At 39.3% G+C, this 18,221-nt stretch carries 15 protein-coding genes and 2 riboswitches; of the genes, 2 read left to right on the top strand and 13 right to left on the bottom strand.

Features of this window, described 5'->3' with window-relative positions; translation table 11 throughout:
• From ACXAEO_RS18620 to ACXAEO_RS18630, 3 genes are all read right to left on the bottom strand, one after another.
• On the bottom strand, nt 1-1,320 hold the full coding sequence (locus ACXAEO_RS18620) for a TrkH family potassium uptake protein (protein ID WP_474883569.1): 1,320 nt from the start codon (nt 1,318-1,320) through the stop codon (nt 1-3).
• A gap of 159 nt (nt 1,321-1,479) precedes the next feature.
• A riboswitch (cyclic di-AMP (ydaO/yuaA leader) is annotated at nt 1,480-1,653 on the bottom strand.
• Between the two features lie 309 nt (nt 1,654-1,962).
• Nucleotides 1,963-2,679, bottom strand: a complete 717-nt coding sequence (locus ACXAEO_RS18625; RefSeq protein ID WP_474883571.1) for a thermonuclease family protein — start codon at nt 2,677-2,679, stop codon at nt 1,963-1,965.
• A gap of 122 nt (nt 2,680-2,801) precedes the next feature.
• The gene (locus ACXAEO_RS18630) at nt 2,802-4,382 is read right to left on the bottom strand and encodes a peptide chain release factor 3 (RefSeq protein ID WP_474883573.1); all 1,581 of its coding nucleotides are present in this window, start codon (nt 4,380-4,382) and stop codon (nt 2,802-2,804) included.
• 340 nt (nt 4,383-4,722) lie between these two features.
• On the opposite strand from ACXAEO_RS18630, the gene ACXAEO_RS18635 reads away from it, so the two are divergent.
• Nucleotides 4,723-5,331, top strand: coding sequence for a class I SAM-dependent methyltransferase (locus tag ACXAEO_RS18635; protein WP_474883575.1), 609 nt, complete (start codon nt 4,723-4,725; stop codon nt 5,329-5,331).
• A gap of 82 nt (nt 5,332-5,413) precedes the next feature.
• Here ACXAEO_RS18635 and ACXAEO_RS18640 read toward each other — a convergent pair whose 3' ends face one another.
• Both ACXAEO_RS18640 and ACXAEO_RS18645 read right to left on the bottom strand, forming a co-directional pair.
• Nucleotides 5,414-6,712: a Na+/H+ antiporter NhaC family protein gene (locus ACXAEO_RS18640; protein ID WP_474884286.1), complete on the bottom strand. Its 1,299-nt coding sequence runs from the start codon at nt 6,710-6,712 to the stop codon at nt 5,414-5,416.
• A 113-nt stretch (nt 6,713-6,825) separates the two neighbouring features.
• Nucleotides 6,826-6,932, bottom strand: a riboswitch (SAM riboswitch).
• Between the two features lie 107 nt (nt 6,933-7,039).
• A complete protein-coding gene (locus ACXAEO_RS18645; RefSeq protein ID WP_474883578.1) occupies nt 7,040-8,149 on the bottom strand; it encodes an AI-2E family transporter in 1,110 nt (369 codons plus the stop codon).
• Between the two features lie 326 nt (nt 8,150-8,475).
• On the opposite strand from ACXAEO_RS18645, the gene ACXAEO_RS18650 reads away from it, so the two are divergent.
• Nucleotides 8,476-9,807, top strand: coding sequence for a hemolysin family protein (locus ACXAEO_RS18650; RefSeq protein ID WP_474883580.1), 1,332 nt, complete (start codon nt 8,476-8,478; stop codon nt 9,805-9,807).
• 63 nt (nt 9,808-9,870) lie between these two features.
• Here ACXAEO_RS18650 and ACXAEO_RS18655 read toward each other — a convergent pair whose 3' ends face one another.
• From ACXAEO_RS18655 to queG, 8 genes are all read right to left on the bottom strand, one after another.
• A complete protein-coding gene (locus ACXAEO_RS18655) occupies nt 9,871-10,068 on the bottom strand; it encodes a hypothetical protein (protein ID WP_474883583.1) in 198 nt (65 codons plus the stop codon).
• Between the two features lie 288 nt (nt 10,069-10,356).
• Nucleotides 10,357-11,268, bottom strand: coding sequence for a 1,4-dihydroxy-2-naphthoate polyprenyltransferase (locus tag ACXAEO_RS18660; protein ID WP_474883585.1), 912 nt, complete (start codon nt 11,266-11,268; stop codon nt 10,357-10,359).
• Between the two features lie 276 nt (nt 11,269-11,544).
• Nucleotides 11,545-12,723, bottom strand: a complete 1,179-nt coding sequence (gene yhbH, locus ACXAEO_RS18665) for a sporulation protein YhbH (RefSeq protein WP_474883587.1) — start codon at nt 12,721-12,723, stop codon at nt 11,545-11,547.
• 289 nt (nt 12,724-13,012) lie between these two features.
• On the bottom strand, nt 13,013-13,156 hold the full coding sequence (locus ACXAEO_RS18670) for a hypothetical protein (RefSeq protein WP_474883590.1): 144 nt from the start codon (nt 13,154-13,156) through the stop codon (nt 13,013-13,015).
• Between the two features lie 82 nt (nt 13,157-13,238).
• Nucleotides 13,239-15,134, bottom strand: a complete 1,896-nt coding sequence (locus ACXAEO_RS18675; RefSeq protein ID WP_474883592.1) for a PrkA family serine protein kinase — start codon at nt 15,132-15,134, stop codon at nt 13,239-13,241.
• 371 nt (nt 15,135-15,505) lie between these two features.
• Nucleotides 15,506-15,988 carry a tRNA (uridine(34)/cytosine(34)/5-carboxymethylaminomethyluridine(34)-2'-O)-methyltransferase TrmL gene (gene trmL / locus ACXAEO_RS18680; protein ID WP_474884288.1) on the bottom strand — a complete coding sequence of 161 codons (483 nt, stop codon included), beginning with the start codon at nt 15,986-15,988 and terminating at the stop codon, nt 15,506-15,508.
• A gap of 61 nt (nt 15,989-16,049) precedes the next feature.
• Entirely contained in the window at nt 16,050-16,937 is an 888-nt protein-coding gene (locus ACXAEO_RS18685) for an amidase domain-containing protein (RefSeq protein ID WP_474883594.1), read from the bottom strand.
• A 76-nt stretch (nt 16,938-17,013) separates the two neighbouring features.
• Nucleotides 17,014-18,147, bottom strand: a complete 1,134-nt coding sequence (queG, locus tag ACXAEO_RS18690) for a tRNA epoxyqueuosine(34) reductase QueG (protein ID WP_474883596.1) — start codon at nt 18,145-18,147, stop codon at nt 17,014-17,016.
• Between the last annotated feature and the right edge of the window lie 74 nt (nt 18,148-18,221).

An 18,221-nucleotide genomic window follows, 5' to 3' on the forward strand; every position in this document is an offset into this window, starting at 1 on the left:
CTACCCCGCTAAAATATCTTCTTTCGGATATTTAATTTTAGCATGTTCCTTTTTAGCTAAAGAAAACATAAGGGTAAGCGGACCAAGTTTCCCTAAACTCATCATAAAAATAAGTACAAGCTTTCCTGTAAAGGACAGTTCAAATGTGAGCCCCATAGACAGACCGACCGTGCCAAAAGCAGAAATAACTTCAAAAAGAATTTTTACAAATGGGGCTTCTTCTGTAATGGTCATAATAAAGACCGCAGCAAAAATAAACAATAGACTCGTCATGCTGATTGCCAACGCTTTAAATACAAGCTTTTCATCAACTCCTCGTCTAAACACATGAATTTGTTCTTTTCCTTTTAAATACGTAAAAACCGATAACACAATAATTAGAAAGGTTGTAAGCTTAATCCCCCCTCCAGTTGAAGCACTTCCTGCTCCGACAAACATAAGGAACATCATATAAAAAGCTGTCGAATCTTTTAAACCTGTCATATCAATGGTATTAAATCCAGCTGTCCGTGGGCTTACTCCTTGAAAATAAGCTGACCACAACTTTCCAGAACCATCCAGTGTACCTAACGTTTTCGGATTATCCATTTCCAGCAGTAAAATCATAACCATACTCACTATGTTAATCAACAGTGTCCCTGTCAACATGAGCTTTGAATGAAGACTAAGCTTTCTCCATCTCTTTTTGTTGCGCAAATCTATTAGGACGGTAAACCCTAATCCTCCAATAATAAAAAGGAACGTAATCACCACATTAATGAGCGGATCGTCCGCGTATTTCATTAAATTATCAGGAAGCAAGCCAAATCCCGCGTTATTAAATGCAGAAACCGCATGAAAGAAACTGAAGTACAACCCTTGCGCTACTCCAAATTCAGGTATCCAGCGAATCGATAAAAACAGTACGGCAATGAGCTCGATTATAAAAGCAAAGACAAATAAATGAATCACAAGCCGTATGACTCCTCCGAACGATGTTTGGTTAAGCGAATGCTGGATAAGCACCCGCTCGCGAAATCCAATTTTTTTGCCAAGCATTAAAAAAAATAAAATGGCAAAAGACATAATTCCAAGACCGCCAATTTGAATCCATAACATAATAATCGTTTGACCAAACTTTGTATACACGGTACCGGTGTCGACCACCGCTAACCCCGTCACTGTCGTAGCGGATGTAATAGTAAAAAAAGCATCAACCCAGCTGATCGGCTCTGTCGTTGCAATAGGCAATTTTAATAACCATGCTCCGACTACAGTAAAAAAACTAAAAAAGATAATGAGAAGCTGAGGGGGAGTCATTTGAACACTTTTTAATTTCATAAAAAGCTTCCTTCCTTCTTCAGTGATTACTTCCATAACACAAAAAGCCCTCTCCACTAAATCATTGAAAGTCAATAAATTAGCGAAAAGGGCTTGTTTATGAGTGCATGAAAAAAGACAGCATCCTCCTTCAGGCACCCTCCTTCTTATTGGAGTGATCCCTTCTCTCAAAAGTGCTGACGAGGTTAGCTGTCGGGTTCGGATTTGAGAGTATCCTACTTGAATTCAAGATTCACCCCTAGGAACAATTTGATGCCAGATTGTTCCGTGACTGTTGAAACAGCCCTTCATGTGGTTCCCCCGCTCCTGTTACGGATTAAGCAAGTTTAATAAAAATTAGTTTTATGAAAGTAATCATAATTCCGGCAAAGCAACCTGTCAAGACTATTCTTATTGACTTTTGCTCGCATACATTTTCTCTTTCCTGTCTATTCTATTAAAGACTGTAGACAGGAAAGAAAGGAGTGTTAGAAATGAAACTGATAGCAGTATGTAGACATTGCAGCGGTGTAGGCAGGACACAGACCTCTATTCCTTTTTACAAACGAACATGCTCTTGTTGCAATGGAAGCGGCAAACTTGTCCAAACTCTATCAGAATACCGAGGTGCTCTTTAAAAGAAAACAAGCGTGACATCTCTTGTTACTTAGGGGCACGAAATCCTGCTGCTTCCGCCTCTTTTTCTGTACAAAACATCATTTCCGGCTTTGTCACCTTATATTGAGGACTTTGCGGAGTGTGATAAATTTTTTCTCCCTTACTATTAATATTTCCTTTAATCACTGGATTTGCACATTCCCCAAAGGTCGCTTCACTTTCTGTCGTTTGTTGCTTATTCGCCCCATCGAATCCTTCACTCGTTACATAATTCTCAAGTGACCATATCTTTCGCTCTTGCTCTTGAGCGACTCGCTGCACGTCCCGAAAGCGGTCGACATATTTCGTATTTGGCTCAAATACATAAGCGACACGAGCATATCCTTCTTCAAGCAACCATTCATTCAGCATTTTCCCATCCGTCCATACATACGCAAGTAAACGCCCATATTTATCGCGTTCTCCTACATCAAGCTCTAATTCAACACTTGCACCTTTAGGAAGTTGCTCTTTCACAAAATTACTCGCCTCTATCGCATATGGTTGAACAGGCTTCGACGGATGAACCGATTCGGGGGTATCTACAAGCAACAAGCGAACCGTCTCAGATTTTCCATTTACTTCTACTTTTAATGTATCCCCATCCACCACTTTTTCGACAATAGCAGGAATATAACTCGATTCCTGTTGGCAGGCGGCCAGCACAAGCCACATGACCACTCCTGATACCATTAACAGCCCTCTCCTCAATCCGTTCTTCACGTTTTATCTCCTCCTTCTCTTTTTGAAAAGCTCTGTTACCATCTTTCACACCTAGCCAACAGAGCGATGGAAAAAGAAAAGAGTCTGGCTGACGCCACACCCTTTTTTATTCTTTTCAACTCTTAAAACGTGCTTCGCAATTCAACAGATGGATATTTATCCTGGAACATTCGTAGAACAAAATCGTTTTCAAATAACAGAACCGGGTTTTCATATCGATCTTCTACTAACATAACACGGGAATCTGTCATTTTATCCTGCAAATCTTCCTTTTTAATCCACTTTGCTGCCTCATGGCGCATTCGCTGGAATTCAATATCGACTCCATATTCGTTCTTCATTCGATATTCAAACACTTGGAATTGCAGTTCCCCGACCGCTCCAAGAATATAATCACCGAAGTATGGCGTTCGATATAATTGTACAGCCCCTTCTTGCACAAGCTGGGTAATCCCTTTTTCAAAGTGTTTCCCTTTTAAAGCATTTTTCGCTCGAACTTTCGCAAATAATTCAGGCGGGAACGTCGGCAACGCATTAAATTCAAAGTTGGCCGCTCCTTCTCCTAAAATCGTATCACCAATTTGATACGTTCCGGAATCATACAGTCCGATAATATCTCCTGCATACGCTTCATCAACCGTTTCCCGGCTTGAAGCTAAAAACTGATGAGATTGAGACAATTTAATTTTTCGGCCTGTTCGCGGCAATGAGACATTCATACCACGTTCAAACTTTCCTGAGCATACACGCACAAACGCAATTCGATCGCGATGAGCTGGGTTCATGTTCGCTTGAATTTTAAAGATAAACCCTGAGAAGTTTTCATCCGTTGGATCAATTGCGCCGTTCGATGATTCACGTGGTTGAGGAGGAAGAGTCAATCCTAAAAACTCATCAAAGAATGACTGAACACCGAAATTCGCGATGGCACTTCCAAAGAACACAGGTGTTAACTTCCCTTGCTTCACCTTTTCCATTGAAAAATCATTTCCTGCCTCATCAAGCAGAGCAAGTTCATCCGTCAACATTGACAAATATCCTTCATCTACATAGTTGCTTACTTCATCTGTTACGTTTGTTCCATCGAAATCGACAAATTGCGATTCCTCATTCCCACGATACACTTCAATTTGCTTTTTAAAACGGTCATATGTTCCTTGAAACCTTTTCCCCATTCCAATCGGCCATGTCACCGCATATGACTCGATTCCAAGTACCTCTTCAATCTCTTCCATCAGCTCAAGCGGGTCTTTTCCTTCGCGATCCAGCTTATTAATGAAAGTTAAAATTGGAATACCGCGCATGCTGCATACTTTAAACAATTTAATTGTTTGCTCTTCAATTCCTTTTGTTCCATCAATAACCATAACAGCACTATCGACAGCCGTTAGCGTACGATACGTATCTTCACTAAAGTCTTGGTGACCTGGTGTATCAACAATATTAATATGGTGATCTCTATAAGAAAACTGCATAACGCTGGATGTTACAGAAATTCCACGTTGTTTTTCAATTTCCATCCAGTCAGATGTTGCATATTTCCCTGTTTTTCTCCCTTTAACCGTACCTGCTGAACGAATCATTCCACCTAATAACAATAATTTCTCTGTTAAAGTAGTTTTCCCCGCATCAGGGTGAGAAATAATGGCAAAAGTACGTCTTGATTCGACTTGTTCTTGTTGGCTTTTTATTTCTTGACTCATGTTATTAATCCTCTCTCTCACATCTATTCATCTAGCATAACTTGTTTTTTCTTCGTATTCTACTTTTTATTTTAGAATAAAGGAAACTTCTATCGTAGAGGCTCTCTCGTATCCCGACTTAACATCTCCAGTCACCTAAAGTGAAAAAGTGCGGGTCTCACTGCCTGTTAAAAGGGCCGTCTTTCGATTATCTACTTTCACCAAGGAAACTTGATGCATTAAACGCACCTTTCACTATAGCATATGTTGTCTTTTTCACCAAACTCGCTCTCTTTGTTCTCCTGTCTTGATGAGGTACAATAAAGAATGTGACAAATCGGAAGAAAGAGGGCTAAACAAAATGGAATATACAGGCGAAAGGGTCATGCCTCACCTTATGAAGCCAACCAATGGCTTATTACTTGAACACATCGCAAGATATCAGTTCGCGATTTTATATACGAAAGGCAGAGTACTCGATTTAGCATGCGGAAGCGGCTTCGGAAGCCAGCTTGTAGCAAAAGCCGCCAAAAAGAAAATTGATGAAATTGTAGCCGTAGACATTGATTCGGACATTATTGAATATGCCCGCAGTTTTCACTACCACCCTAAAGTCAACTTTTTAGCAGGCAATGCAGCAGATCCTTCCCTTCCTGAGCAACTCGGAACGTTTGACTGTATTATGAGCTTTGAGACGTTAGAACATATAAAGGAAGAAAAACAGTTTCTAACAAACCTTTATAAGCTCTTAAAGTCTGGAGGAACACTTGTCATTTCGACACCGTTTGGACTCGGACGAGGAAAACCGTCCAGTGAACCTTTTCACGTTCATCAGCTCACATTAGACGAGTTTGAACATCTTTTCGATGATTATTCGGAAAGCGAATTTTTTTATCAGCGCGGCGTTCTCGTTGAAACAAAGCGTGAAGGAATGCACTATCCTTTAGGGATTGCGGTTTGTGTCAAATAAGTATGTTTAGACAGCTTCGAGAAGAAACCAATAAGAAAAGCCAGCCGCATAGGCTGACTTTTCTTATTGGGTAAGCTCAATGTTAATTCATACGAACTACTTGTTCCTCCGTTTTTGGCTGGCGGGAAGTCAACCGTGGGAACCCAATTAAAATTGCTCCAACCCCAAATACTGCAATCAAAATTGGATAGAATGAATACGGTAGAAGCGCGATAGGTGAAATTCCTCCTAGCTTAGCTGCTGTTAATACTTGAGCACCGTATGGAATTAATCCTTGTACACTACATGAGAAAATATCTAATAAACTAGCTGATTTTCGCTTGTCAATGTCATATTGCTCCGCAATATCCTTCGCTAACGGACCTGTGAAAATAATCGAAATCGTATTATTAGCCGTCGATAAGTTAGTTAAACTCACAAGACCTGCAATTCCAAACTCTGCGCCTTTTTTCGACTTGATGCTTCTCGTCATCATGTTTAATAAATAATCAATGCCGCCATTATGCTTAATAATTTCGACCATACCGCCAATTAAAAGGGCTAAAATGACAAGCTCTGCCATTCCAAGAATTCCTTCTGTTACAGTTTGCAAGAAGCTCGATATTTGATAGCTACCATCAACTAACCCAATGATTCCAGCTAAAACAGTTCCACCCATTAACACACCCAGAACATTAAACCCAAGCAATGCCGTAATGAGGACGCTAATGTACGGTAAAATTTTAATCCAGCTAAAGTTTTCAGTCCCAATCGTTGAATGATTGCCTGTTGTCACGATGAATAAGATAACAGCCGTTAAAATCGCTGCTGGTAACACAATAAAAAAGTTCGTCTTAAATTTATCTTTCATTTCCGTTTGTTGCGTACGTACAGCCGCAATGGTTGTATCAGAGATGAACGACAGGTTATCTCCAAACATCGCTCCGCCAACTATCGCTGCCATTGTTAAAGCAATGGAAATATCCGTCTCGCCGCTAATTCCAACCCCAATTGGCGCCAAAGCAGCGATAGTTCCCATGGATGTTCCCATTGAAAGGGAAATGAATGCACCAATAATAAACAAACCAACAACTAAAAAGCTTGGTGGAAGAGTCGACAATGCTAAGTTAACAGTCGATTCCACAGCTCCCATTCCTTTAGCCGAAGCAGAAAACGCTCCTGCCAAAATAAAAATAAATGTCATAGTAATAATATCAGGGTGTCCCGCTCCTGCTGCGAACCGCTCAATTTTAACCGTCAGTGTTTCTTTCCGATTCATCATTAACGCGACTACAACTGCAATAATGATTGCCGCTAATACCGGCATTTGATAAAAATCACCTGTAATGACCCCTGATCCAACAAATAAGGTCAAAAAGATGCCTAATGGTAGTAAAGCCATTGCATTTCCTGTTACTTTATTCACTCCTTGCACCCCATTCTCTATTTATTCGTGAAAAAGACCTCTTCTCACAAGCAAGAAGAGGTCTTATATAGTCTATATAAGAAACACTCTTCTCATCTCTCAAGCATGTTGCTTGCTGGATTTGGCACAGCACTCTCGTAAAAAGTCCGCTGCCGAGACATCATCGGGCCAGTCCCTCCGTCTCTCTTGATAAGAAGATCATATTTATCATCTTTTTCAAATTACCTAAACTACTTTAAATTGTTCACAAGAAAAAGTCAAACATTATTTCACAAAAGTAAAATAACACCAAAACAGGAAGTTTCACTCAAGTGCTGATGACCCTGTCTTATCTTTTTCATTCCGTAATTGAATTAATTTCACGAGATTCACGATAATCGTTTTTGTCACCGCATATAAAGGCACACCTAAAATCATGCCTAGTACCCCGGCTAAATTTCCAGCTACTAATAAAATGATGATAATCGTAAGCGGATGAATATCGAGTCTCTTCCCGATTACGAGCGGTGAAATGAAATTCCCGTCAATTTGCTGCACAATTGTGATGACGACAATGACAAGAAACGCTTTCGTCGGGGAATCCAACAAACCAATAATGACAGCAGGGGCTGCCCCGATAAAAGGTCCTAAATAAGGGATAATATTCGTGACAGAAACAATAATTGCGAGTGTCAGTCCATATGGCAACCCAATAATTAAATAACCGATGAACGTAAAGATTCCTACAAACAACGCCACAAGGAATTGTCCTTGAATATAAGCAGAAAGCGTCTCACCTGTTTCTTGAATAATGTGCAAGCCGCCCTTTCGATACGCAGAAGGTAAAAAACGCACAGAAGCTTTCGGAAGCTTATAGCCATCTTTAAACATGTAAAATAAAATAAACGGCACCGTAACAACGGTTAACGTAATATTAGCAATGACCCCGAATACCGTTCGAACGCTTTTGGTCACATTATCAGGCAACGAAGCCACATAATTCGTTAACGTTTCTTCAATTTTTTCAAGTGAAATAAATTCTTGGCCTAAAATCCACTTAAACCAGCCAGATTGAGCAGAGTTTTCAAAGAATACACGGATTGTGGCAATATAAGACGGCAAGTTTTGAACCAAATCGGTAATTTGCTGTGATAAGATTGGCGCGACTACACCAATGCCTACACTCATCAGTCCAATAAAAACAGCATATAAAATCAAAATGGCTAAATTCCTCGGCACTTTGTACTTCGTCAAAAACTCGACAATTGGATTAAATAAAAAGTAAAGAAATCCTGCGATTAAGATTGGAAAAAACAAAGTAGATACAAACACAACAATCGGTTCAAATAAAAAAGAAATTTTTGTGCTGAAATAAATAATTAATACCATCAACAAAATTTGGAGCGTCCAAAAATGCACTTTTGACTTTAACACAACTTCACTTCCCCTAACTGAACGGCCCATCTTTAAGCCGTTCCAAAATAGATCATTTGACAAACCATCCTTCTACGATACAGGTCTTGTCTTTTTTACGTGCCAATACAAAGTTTGGTTTCATGTATCTTTATAACCGATAATGATCGTCTTTAAAACTTTTCCCCCATAGTCCATTAGAAAAGCTGCAAAATCCTTTCCCTACTTTTTCGTTCTTCTCCGAATCCGTTCTGCTTATTTGGGCAAAGTAGTTAAAAAGACCATTCCAGCAGGAACGGGAGGTGTAACCTTGCCGACTATCATACATAGGAGGACAAGGGATAGACTTGACCATGATTAATCTCATTATCATCACTATTTTAATTGCTCTCACAGGTTTTTTCGTCGCTTCGGAGTTTGCTATCGTCAAAATTCGGAGCACCCGCATTGATCAATTAATCGCTGAAGGGCACCGTAATGCACTTTCCGCTAAAAAAGTAGTTTCTAACCTTGACGAATATCTATCGGCTAGTCAATTAGGTATTACCGTCACCGCATTAGGGCTTGGGTGGATTGGGGAACCAACTGTCGAAAGACTTTTACACCCTATTTTTAATCAATTTCAGCTCACGCCTTCGGTTGTTCATATTCTTTCGTTTATAGTTGCTTTTACATTTATCACCTTTTTACATGTTGTTGTGGGAGAACTTGCTCCAAAAACATGGGCTATTCAAAGAGCAGAAAATGTCACCCTTCTATTTTCCCGTCCACTCATTTTATTTTACAAAGTGATGTATCCATTCATCTGGACTTTAAATGGTTCCGCTCGTTTAATCACACAATTATTTGGATTGAAGCCCTCTTCAGAACATGAACTAGCTCATAGTGAAGAAGAATTGCGCATCATCCTATCGGAAAGTTACGAAAGTGGAGAAATTAATCAATCCGAATTCAAATACGTCAATAACATCTTTGAATTTAATGAGCGAATCGCCAAGGAAATTATGGTGCCGAGAACAGAAATTATCACCGTTTCCAAAGACGAAACGATTGAAAGTTTTTTACATCTTGCCGGTGTAGAAAAGTATACTCGCTATCCGGTTATATTAGACAGTGATAAAGATCAAATTGTTGGACTCATTAATCTCAAAGAAATTTTAACAGATTTCATTGCCGGAAAAGATATCCAGTCACTCCCGATTGAGCATTATGCCAAACCCATTATCCGTGTCATTGAATCCATTCCCATCCACGATCTATTGTTAAAAATGCAAAAAGACCGCATTCATATGGCTGTTTTAATTGATGAATATGGCGGAACGGCAGGACTTGTGACGGTTGAAGACATTTTAGAAGAAATCGTCGGCGACATTCAGGATGAATTTGACACAGACGAACTGCCATATACGCAAAAAATTAAAGAGAATCATTACATATTTGATTCGAAAATATTAATTGATGAAGTCAATGATGTGCTTGGAACAAGCATTGAAGAGGACGATATGGATACCATCGGTGGCTGGATTTTAACTCAACGATTTGATGTCCAAGAAGGAGATTCCCTCACATTTGACGGCTATACTTTTAAAGTAATTGATATGGAAGATCACCATATTAAACGGCTTGAGGTATTCAAAACAAACACTAACGAGTCTAACATACAAACTGCCCCATTTTAACCGAATAGTTGTATGATAGGCTCGTGCATAAAAAAGCACCTGGATGCAAACTACCAGATGGCTTTATTGAATTTCATCTTCCCCATTTTTGACATACTCAAAGAAGAAATCCAACACTTCATTCAAAAACTGATTTCGTTCTTCGAATGGCATAATTTCTAAAAAATTGACAATGTCCTTATCCAACGTAATAGACGCACCTTGATAACAAGCGCTCTCTTTTTTGGACGAAAACGGAATAACATTATTGATTTTTCCCACGTTGCACCTTCCTTTATATCGCATCAACGAGTCATATAAGCTTGTTTTCCAATAGCCGTACAAGTTTGTAATAAAGGACTGATCGGTAGGAATTCACCTTCATTCCCAATCGATGGTTCGTTGTCTCACGGTCTGCCCGAGCATCTTTTCACGAAGAGAAAATGACCGTCTTCCTTTATATGTATATGCTTTAAATATTCTAATACTTCGAACCCACACTTGCAACATAAAAAAGGAATATAATTAATGAAAAAGCATTCCCTTTATCATTTGGGAATGCTTTTTCATTTAAAATAGGTAACTAATTAATAATCCTGCAGATAAGAGGAAAGCAAATATTGTATTAGTCATCGCTGTTGATTTCATTGCGACACGCATATATTGAGGTTCTTTCGCTCCTTTTCGAAAACCTCGAATGGCCGCAATCGGCTTTTTCAATCCTAAGAACATTATAAGCGCCCAAGGGCTCACATACCCCATCCACACAATTGCAACCATCCATAAATAAGCAATCAAAAAGGAAATCGCTAGAGCAGCCACTGCCTTCTCTCTACCAAGAAGGATCGCCAGCGTCTTCCTGCCACCTTTAATATCTTCATCAATATCTCGAATGTTATTCGACATGTTGATTGCCCCTACTAAAATTCCTATAGGAATAGAAATTAATATGCTTTCAATCGTTAAAATGTTTGTTTGAATGAAGAAAGCAATTAGCACAAAGCCTGTCCCCATTAATAACCCAGAAAACAGCTCTCCAAATGGCGTATACGCAATTGGAAATGGACCGCCTGTGTACAAATAGCCAACAGCCATGCCGACTAAACCGATGACCGCTAACCACCAGCTGCTATTTAGACAAATATATACACCGATAAATGCTGCAGCGACATACAATAAAAACGCAACCGTTAACACATTTTTTGGTTTTAATCCATGACGGACAATTCCGCCGCCAATTCCAACAGAATCGGCCGTATCTAACCCACGTTTAAAATCATAATATTCATTAAATAAATTTGTCGCAATTTGCAATGCTAAACATGCCAGCATCATGGCAACAAATAAAGGCCAATTAATTTCAGTTTCATAAAGTGCTGCAACTGTCCCTAATATGACAGGAGCAAACGTCGCCGTTAATGTATGTGGGCGCGTCATTTTCCACATTAATTTAGCGGAACTAATATTGTTTTCATTCCCCATAAATCTGCTCAGTCTCCCTACATTTGAAGTATTCAATGACTTACAATATGCTTTCTATCTGCTTCCTCTTTACCATGATACATTATATCAAATAAATGATGATTCTCACCCTTTCCAACATCAATTAAATATTGGAATGTTAAAAACATATATCACTACTGTCCTCTAAACGTAAAAAAGAATCTCCAACAAAAACAGAGATCCTTTTTTCATAGGAGACTAGAAAGATAGTGGAATAAAGCCCTCAATAACTGAATGCTTTATTCCACTCATCCTTTACACATATGCCTTATCCTCTTCATCCTTTTTAAAGAAACTTCTCATCGCGTGGAACACATCGGCTTTTTGCTTGAGGATATAATGATGGAACTTCTCATCGTTGATGTTTTTATAAGCAGACATGAGCGTAGAATGGCGATTGTATTGATTTACTTCTCCATATCCGAACATATTTGAAACTTTTATCAATTCATTCACTAATTTCACACAGCGAACGTTATCAGACGTTAAATTGTCCCCATCGGAAAAATGAAATGGATAAATGTTGTATCTTGCTGGGTTATATTTTTCCTCAATAAGCTCTAGCGCTTTTCGGTAAGCGGATGAACAAATCGTCCCACCGCTTTCCCCTTTTGAAAAAAAGTCTTGTTCTGATACAACTTTCGCTTCTGTATGGTGAGCGATAAATTCAATATCCACCGTTTCATATTTCGTTCGCAAGAAACGCGTCATCCAGAAGAAAAAGCTCCGAGCCATGTATTTCTCCCATATTCCCATTGAACCACTTGTATCCATCATCGCAAGGACAACCGCTTTTGATTCAGGCTTTAACACTTCATTCCATGTTTTAAATTTTAAATCTTCCGGGAAAATAGGGTGAAAGCTCGCTTTTCCACTCATCGCATTGCGCTTATAAGCAGAAATCATCGTTCTCTTTTTATCAATGTTGCCCATGAGCCCTGTCTTACGAATATCATTGAATTCAATATGCTGCACCACGTTTTGATCGCTTTCTTTCCTCTGTAAACGCGGAAGCTCTAATTGAGCAAACAATGCCTCCTCTAACTCCATTAAAGATACTTCCGCTTCATAATAGTCTTCGCCCGCTTTGTCGCCCGCTCCTTGCCCTTTTCCAGGTCCTTTCTGCCCGTCCCCTGATGATCCATCCCTTGCCACAACGTCTCCTACCTTACTTTCTCCATCTCCCTGACCCACATGCTTGTTTTTATCATAATTATAACGAATGCGATACTCATCTAATGAGCGAATTGGAATCTTTACAACATCTCTTCCATTTGACATAACAATGTTTTCTTCTGTAATGAGATCGGGAAGATTATTCTTAATTGCCTCTTGAATTTTTTCTTGATGTCTTTTCTGATCATCATGGCCTTTTCGATGGAGGGACCAGTCTTCTTTCGAAATCGCAAAATTTTTGTTATCTTCTTTTCCCATCGTTTTCCCCTCCTTATTCATTTAACTCTTCGTCTTCCAAATTAAATTCCTCATTTTTCATGTTTTTTTTCATAAACAAGCACCATCCGTATCGAACTGCATAGGTTATGATGAATGCTTTTATAAAATAACGTCCCCTTATTAAGGTTGGTTACTCTATACTATGCATAAATCAGATATAATTGACAAATAATTACGATAATTAGATTCGTATATATAAAAAAAAGAGACAAGCGCTTCACTTGTCTCATGTCGTTCTTTATTTTTATTCTTTGAGACGAAGACAATCTCACCTTTGTTTTGGATCGGGCTCTTTTCCCTTCTGCTTAACCTCCGTATTTGTCTCCAATTGTTCCATGACTTTTCCATGATCTTTCATTTCTTCTAAATTTGGAGCCATTGAACTGTTCGTTGGCTTTTTTTCTTCACCCATTGTACTCACCTCTGCTTACCCATTCCCGCCCTTCTCATATTTAAAACGCAAAAAAAAACACTGCCATAACGGCAGCGTTTTTTTAGCGATTCAGCAAACTCCCCACATATCGCAGTAATTCATTCGCAGAAACGGAATTATATCCATGTTCATCAATGAGACGAGCGACCACTTCATTCACTTTCTTTAACTGTTGCTCATCCGGCGTTTTAGTGGAGGTAGTAATCTTCACCACATCTTTTAAATCAGCAAACAATTTCTTTTGAATAGCTTCTCGCAAACGCTCATGCGAATTATAATCAAATCGTTTCCCTTTACGTGCATAGGCCGAAATTCGAATTAAAATTTCTTCACGGAAGGCTTTTTTCGCATTTTCTGAAATACCAATTTGTTCTTCAATCGAACGCATTAACTTTTCATCTGGGTTCATCTCTTCTCCCGTTAACGGGTCTCTCAACTTATTTTTATTGCAATATGCCTCAACGTTGTCCAAATAATTATCCATTAACGTTTTCGCTGACTCTTCATATGAATAAACAAATGCTTTTTGAACTTCTTTCTTCGCAATTTCATCATACTCTTTCCTTGCGACTGAAATATAGTTCAAATAACGTTCCCGATCCTCATTAGGAATCGATGGATGCTGATCAAGCCCTTCTTTTAACGAACGAAGTACATCTAAGGCATTGATGGATTTAACTTCTTTGCGAATAATAGTAGAAGAAATACGATTGATAACATAACGGGGATCAATTCCACTCATTCCCTCATCAGTATGTTCCTTCTTCAATTCCTCTACATCCGCATCATTATATCCTTCAACAGATTGCCCGTCATATAACCTCATCTTCTTCACAAAATCAATGTCACCTTTTTTCGGTTCTTTTAAACGCGTTAAAATGGTGAACATGGCTGCTACACGGAGCGTATGAGGTGCAATATGAACATCTGATACATCGCTCTCTGCAATCATTTTTTCGTAAATGCGCTCTTCTTCACTAACTTTTAAGTTATACGGAATTGGCATAACGATAATCCGCGAATGAAGTGCTTCATTTTTCTTATTGGAAATAAAGGATCGGTATTCTGTTTCATTTGTATGTGCGACGATAAGTTCATCTGCACTAATTAAAGCAAAGCGGCCTGCCTTAAAATTTCCTTCCTGAGTAAGCGATAGTAAATGCCATAAAAACTTCTCATCACATTTCAGCATCTCCTGGAACTCCATCATTCCACGGTTTGCTTTATTCAATTCGCCATCGAATCGGTAGGCTCGAGGATCTGACTCTGAACCAAACTCAGCGATTGTCGAAAAGTCAATGCTTCCTGTTAAATCAGCAATATCTTGCGACTTCGGATCGGATGGACTAAACGTCCCAATGCCTGTACGCTTATTTTCGGAAAAGAAAATTCTTTCTATCAACACATCTTCAATTCGACCGCCGTATTCCTCTTCCACACGCATCATATTCAGCGGGGATAAATTCCCCTCCACGCGGATGCCATACTCTTGATGAAAATCATCACGAAGATGGTGCGGAATAAGATGGAGCGGATCTTCATGCATCGGACAACCTTTAATCGCATAAATTGCACCATTATCTGTATGAGAGTACTGTTCTAATCCTCTTTTCAGCATGGTCACTAGTGTTGATTTACCGCCGCTTACAGGCCCCATTAATAGGAGAATCCGTTTGCGGACATCCAGACGCTTCGCTGCAGGATGAAAATATTCTTCTACCAGCCGCTCCAGCGCTTCTTCCAGTCCATATAATTGCCCACTGAAAAATTGATAATGTCTTTTTCCATTTACTTCTTCATAACCAGCATCTTTAATCATATTGTACACTCTTGAATGGGCTGATTGTGCAACCCAAGGTTTTTCCTTTAAAAGTTCCAAATACTCTGCGAAGGTGCCTTCCCACTTTAAGCGTTGTTCCTCTTCACGATACATACCAACCTTTTTTAATATATCCATTAAAGGACCTCCCCCTACCATTGATGCTAGTGACCAAGATTAATACAATCTATGCAAGGATGTCCTTGAACATGCTTTTTTTCACCAGGCAAATTCGAAAACTTTAAAACCTTGTCTTTTAAACAGACATGCTCATCAGCTATAATGAACTTATAGTGCCGTATAGAACCATACCTGAAGCAAAGGAGGAACACAGCCGTGAGAACAATTTTAATGTTAGGTGTAATGGCAACATTCATCTCCGCTATTTTTACAGCTGGATATAACGACAAGCCTGGTGTGAAACGCAAATAACTTTTTTCGTTCTATACAATGAAAGCCTTCTCATCACTAATGGATGAGAAGGCTTCTTTGCATTCACCGATTTAATTTTACGACAAACCTGGAAAACCTTGTTGTCTTAACGCTTCATAAATAAGAATAGCTGCCGTATTTGATAAATTTAACGATCTGACATTGCCATTCATTGGGATACGGAGACAACGATCCATATTTGCATGGATGACATCTTTCGGAAGACCAGTTGTTTCACGGCCAAATACGAAGAAATGATCTTGCTCAACATTGCTGTAATCAAAGATACTGTGTGCTTGTTGACCAAATTTCGAAAGAAAATAAAATTGGCCCTCACTGTATTTTTCGAAGAACTCCTCCAAGGAGTCATGATAAATCACTTCTACGTGTTCCCAATAATCCAACCCTGCTCGTTTTAACATTTTATCATCCGTCGAAAAGCCTAACGGGCGGATTAAATGTAAAGTCGTACCTGTTGCAGCGCATGTTCTCGCAATATTACCTGTATTGGCTGGAATTTCTGGTTGATATAAAACGACATGTAGTCCCACAAACTTCACCTCTAACAAAAAAATCTATTCTCCATTATACCATTATCTATAGAAAACAAAAGTACCTCAATTAATCAAGAAGGTGGAAAAAAGCATATTGAATATTAGGCGTGTAAGCTGTGGAATCTTCATACGCCCAATACCTCATACGGCTGTTATACGTATGAGCATTTACTAACGGCATCCCTTTTCCGTCCTTCGCGACAACGATTGTAGTATGATTCCACCTTCCATCACCTTCAAAGTCATAGCAAATGACGTCACCTAACATCAGTTCCCTCACATCCTCCACTTGTTTTGTTTTTGGGGAATGTTTCAAATAAATGTAAAAGGCATTCGCGACAGACCAACTGTAGCTCCATGAATCATTTCTCATCCACCAGCCTTTTCCTTTATCGGGATACCCTTTCATTCCTATACCGCCTTCATGGATACACTGAGAAATAAAATTGGTACAATCATTTTCAAATTTTTTATACTTCGGATTATAGCTGTTCCACCATGTTTCGGCATAGCGAACCGCTGCTAATCGATTATACGTGCCAACTCTCTTTTCAGTCAGACCTGAATCACCGGCGCTAATAACGTGAACGGCTGACATCTCTATCTCTTCCTCTGAAATAGACACCAATTCATCGGTAATAAGCGTATCTTTGTAAAAAACGGCTCTTCTCGGTTCTATTTCCTCCTCAATATATAAAAAGCTACCTTGCTTAACCAGTGATTGAAAGTGAACATCATATACGATATTTGTTTTTGAATGTTCTTCTTGGATAGATTGAATTTGGCCCTTTGCGATGCATTTGACAAGCTCCGCATCGCGTTTTTTCAGCGCTCTCTCCTTCTCATCCAGCTGTAAAGGAAGAAAAGAAGAAAAATCTTTGGCAGCACGTCCATTTACAAGTTTCTCAACCTTGGCGGCTATTAACGCATGCAAAATCTTCTTTTTTGATACCAAAAGGCTTCACCACTTTCATACGTTTTACTATAACGCTATGATGAAACCTTCTTTTTTTAACACCTATTCCATAATTTTATCCCTTAAGCATGTTGATTCCCTTTTCTATTTCAACACGTGCTTCCTCATCCTGCTCTCTTTCATAGGCTCTTTCTAATGCCTCAATCGCACTTTCTTCTCCTATTTTTCCTAATGCCCATGCTGCAGTTCCTCTTATGACAGGACGCACATCCTCTTTTAGTACCTTAACTAAATCAGGTACTGCAGTCGTATCTTTAAAGTGAGCTAGTGCAATAATCGCATTTCGTTGAATTGGTTTCTTCCCGCGCCATGACCCGGAAACATGACCGAACTTTTGTTTGAATTCTTTGTTGCTCATATGAAGAAGAGGCTTTAGCAATGGCTTGGCCAATTCTGGGTCAGGTTCCATTTCAGGATGGAAATGAAAGTCCTTTCCTTTGTTCTCAGGGCATACAGTCTGACAAGTATCACATCCATACAAACGGTTTCCAAGCTTGGCACGGAACTCTTCTGGCAAAAAGCCTTTTGTTTGAGTTAAAAATGCAATACAGCGCTGTGAATTCAATTGACCAGGTCCGACAAGCGCTCCTGTTGGGCATACATCAATACATTTATTACAAGACCCGCATCGGTCCTCCATTGGCGTATCAGGAGGCAGTGGAAGATTAGTAATGACCTCTCCTAAATATACATAAGAACCAAACTCAGGAGTAATGATGGCACAGTTTTTTCCACTCCATCCGATACCAGCTCTCTCTGCAACGGCCCGGTCTGATAATTCTCCTGTATCAACCATCGATTTCACTTGTGCCTCTGGTATTTTCTCTAAAATGAACTGTTCAAGTTTTTCCAAGCGGTCTCTCAAGACAGCATGATAATCTTTTCCCCATGAAGCCCGGCAAAAGATGCCTCTTCGTTCTTGTTTCGTGCTTTGCGGTGGGTTCTTCATTTTGGATGGATAAGCTAAGGCAATGGCAATAATCGATCGTGCTTTTGGCAGCAACAACTCTGGATTCACCCTTTTTTCAATATCAGGCTCTTCAAATCCTGATTGATAGCCAAGCTCTTGCTGTATAAGCAACCGGCCTTTTAACTCTTCAAAAGTTGAAGCACTAGCAAATCCAATTTTATCAATTCCAATTGTTTGACTGTAGGCAATAATTTCTTCTTTTAGTGTCAGCATATTCATTGCTTTATTTCCTCCTCCCTTTAAAAATGGGGTATACAATAAGCGTTTATATACGCGAAACTTGCTTAACTATA

The sequence above is a fragment of the Bacillus sp. ABA4_010 genome (genome assembly GCF_056159105.1).

Coding starts and splice junctions, on each gene's coding strand:
- ACXAEO_RS18675 (WP_474883592.1), bottom strand. CDS start 15,134: ATGGATATATTAAAAAAGGTTGGTATGTATCGTGAAGAGGAACAACGC.
- ACXAEO_RS18640 (WP_474884286.1), bottom strand. CDS start 6,712: ATGGCTTTACTACCATTAGGCATCTTTTTGACCTTATTTGTTGGATCA.
- yhbH (WP_474883587.1), bottom strand. CDS start 12,723: ATGGGAAAAGAAGATAACAAAAATTTTGCGATTTCGAAAGAAGACTGG.
- ACXAEO_RS18660 (WP_474883585.1), bottom strand. CDS start 11,268: ATGGGGAATGAAAACAATATTAGTTCCGCTAAATTAATGTGGAAAATG.
- ACXAEO_RS18670 (WP_474883590.1), bottom strand. CDS start 13,156: ATGGGTGAAGAAAAAAAGCCAACGAACAGTTCAATGGCTCCAAATTTA.
- queG (WP_474883596.1), bottom strand. CDS start 18,147: ATGAATATGCTGACACTAAAAGAAGAAATTATTGCCTACAGTCAAACA.
- ACXAEO_RS18635 (WP_474883575.1), top strand. CDS start 4,723: ATGGAATATACAGGCGAAAGGGTCATGCCTCACCTTATGAAGCCAACC.
- ACXAEO_RS18630 (WP_474883573.1), bottom strand. CDS start 4,382: ATGAGTCAAGAAATAAAAAGCCAACAAGAACAAGTCGAATCAAGACGT.
- ACXAEO_RS18620 (WP_474883569.1), bottom strand. CDS start 1,320: ATGAAATTAAAAAGTGTTCAAATGACTCCCCCTCAGCTTCTCATTATC.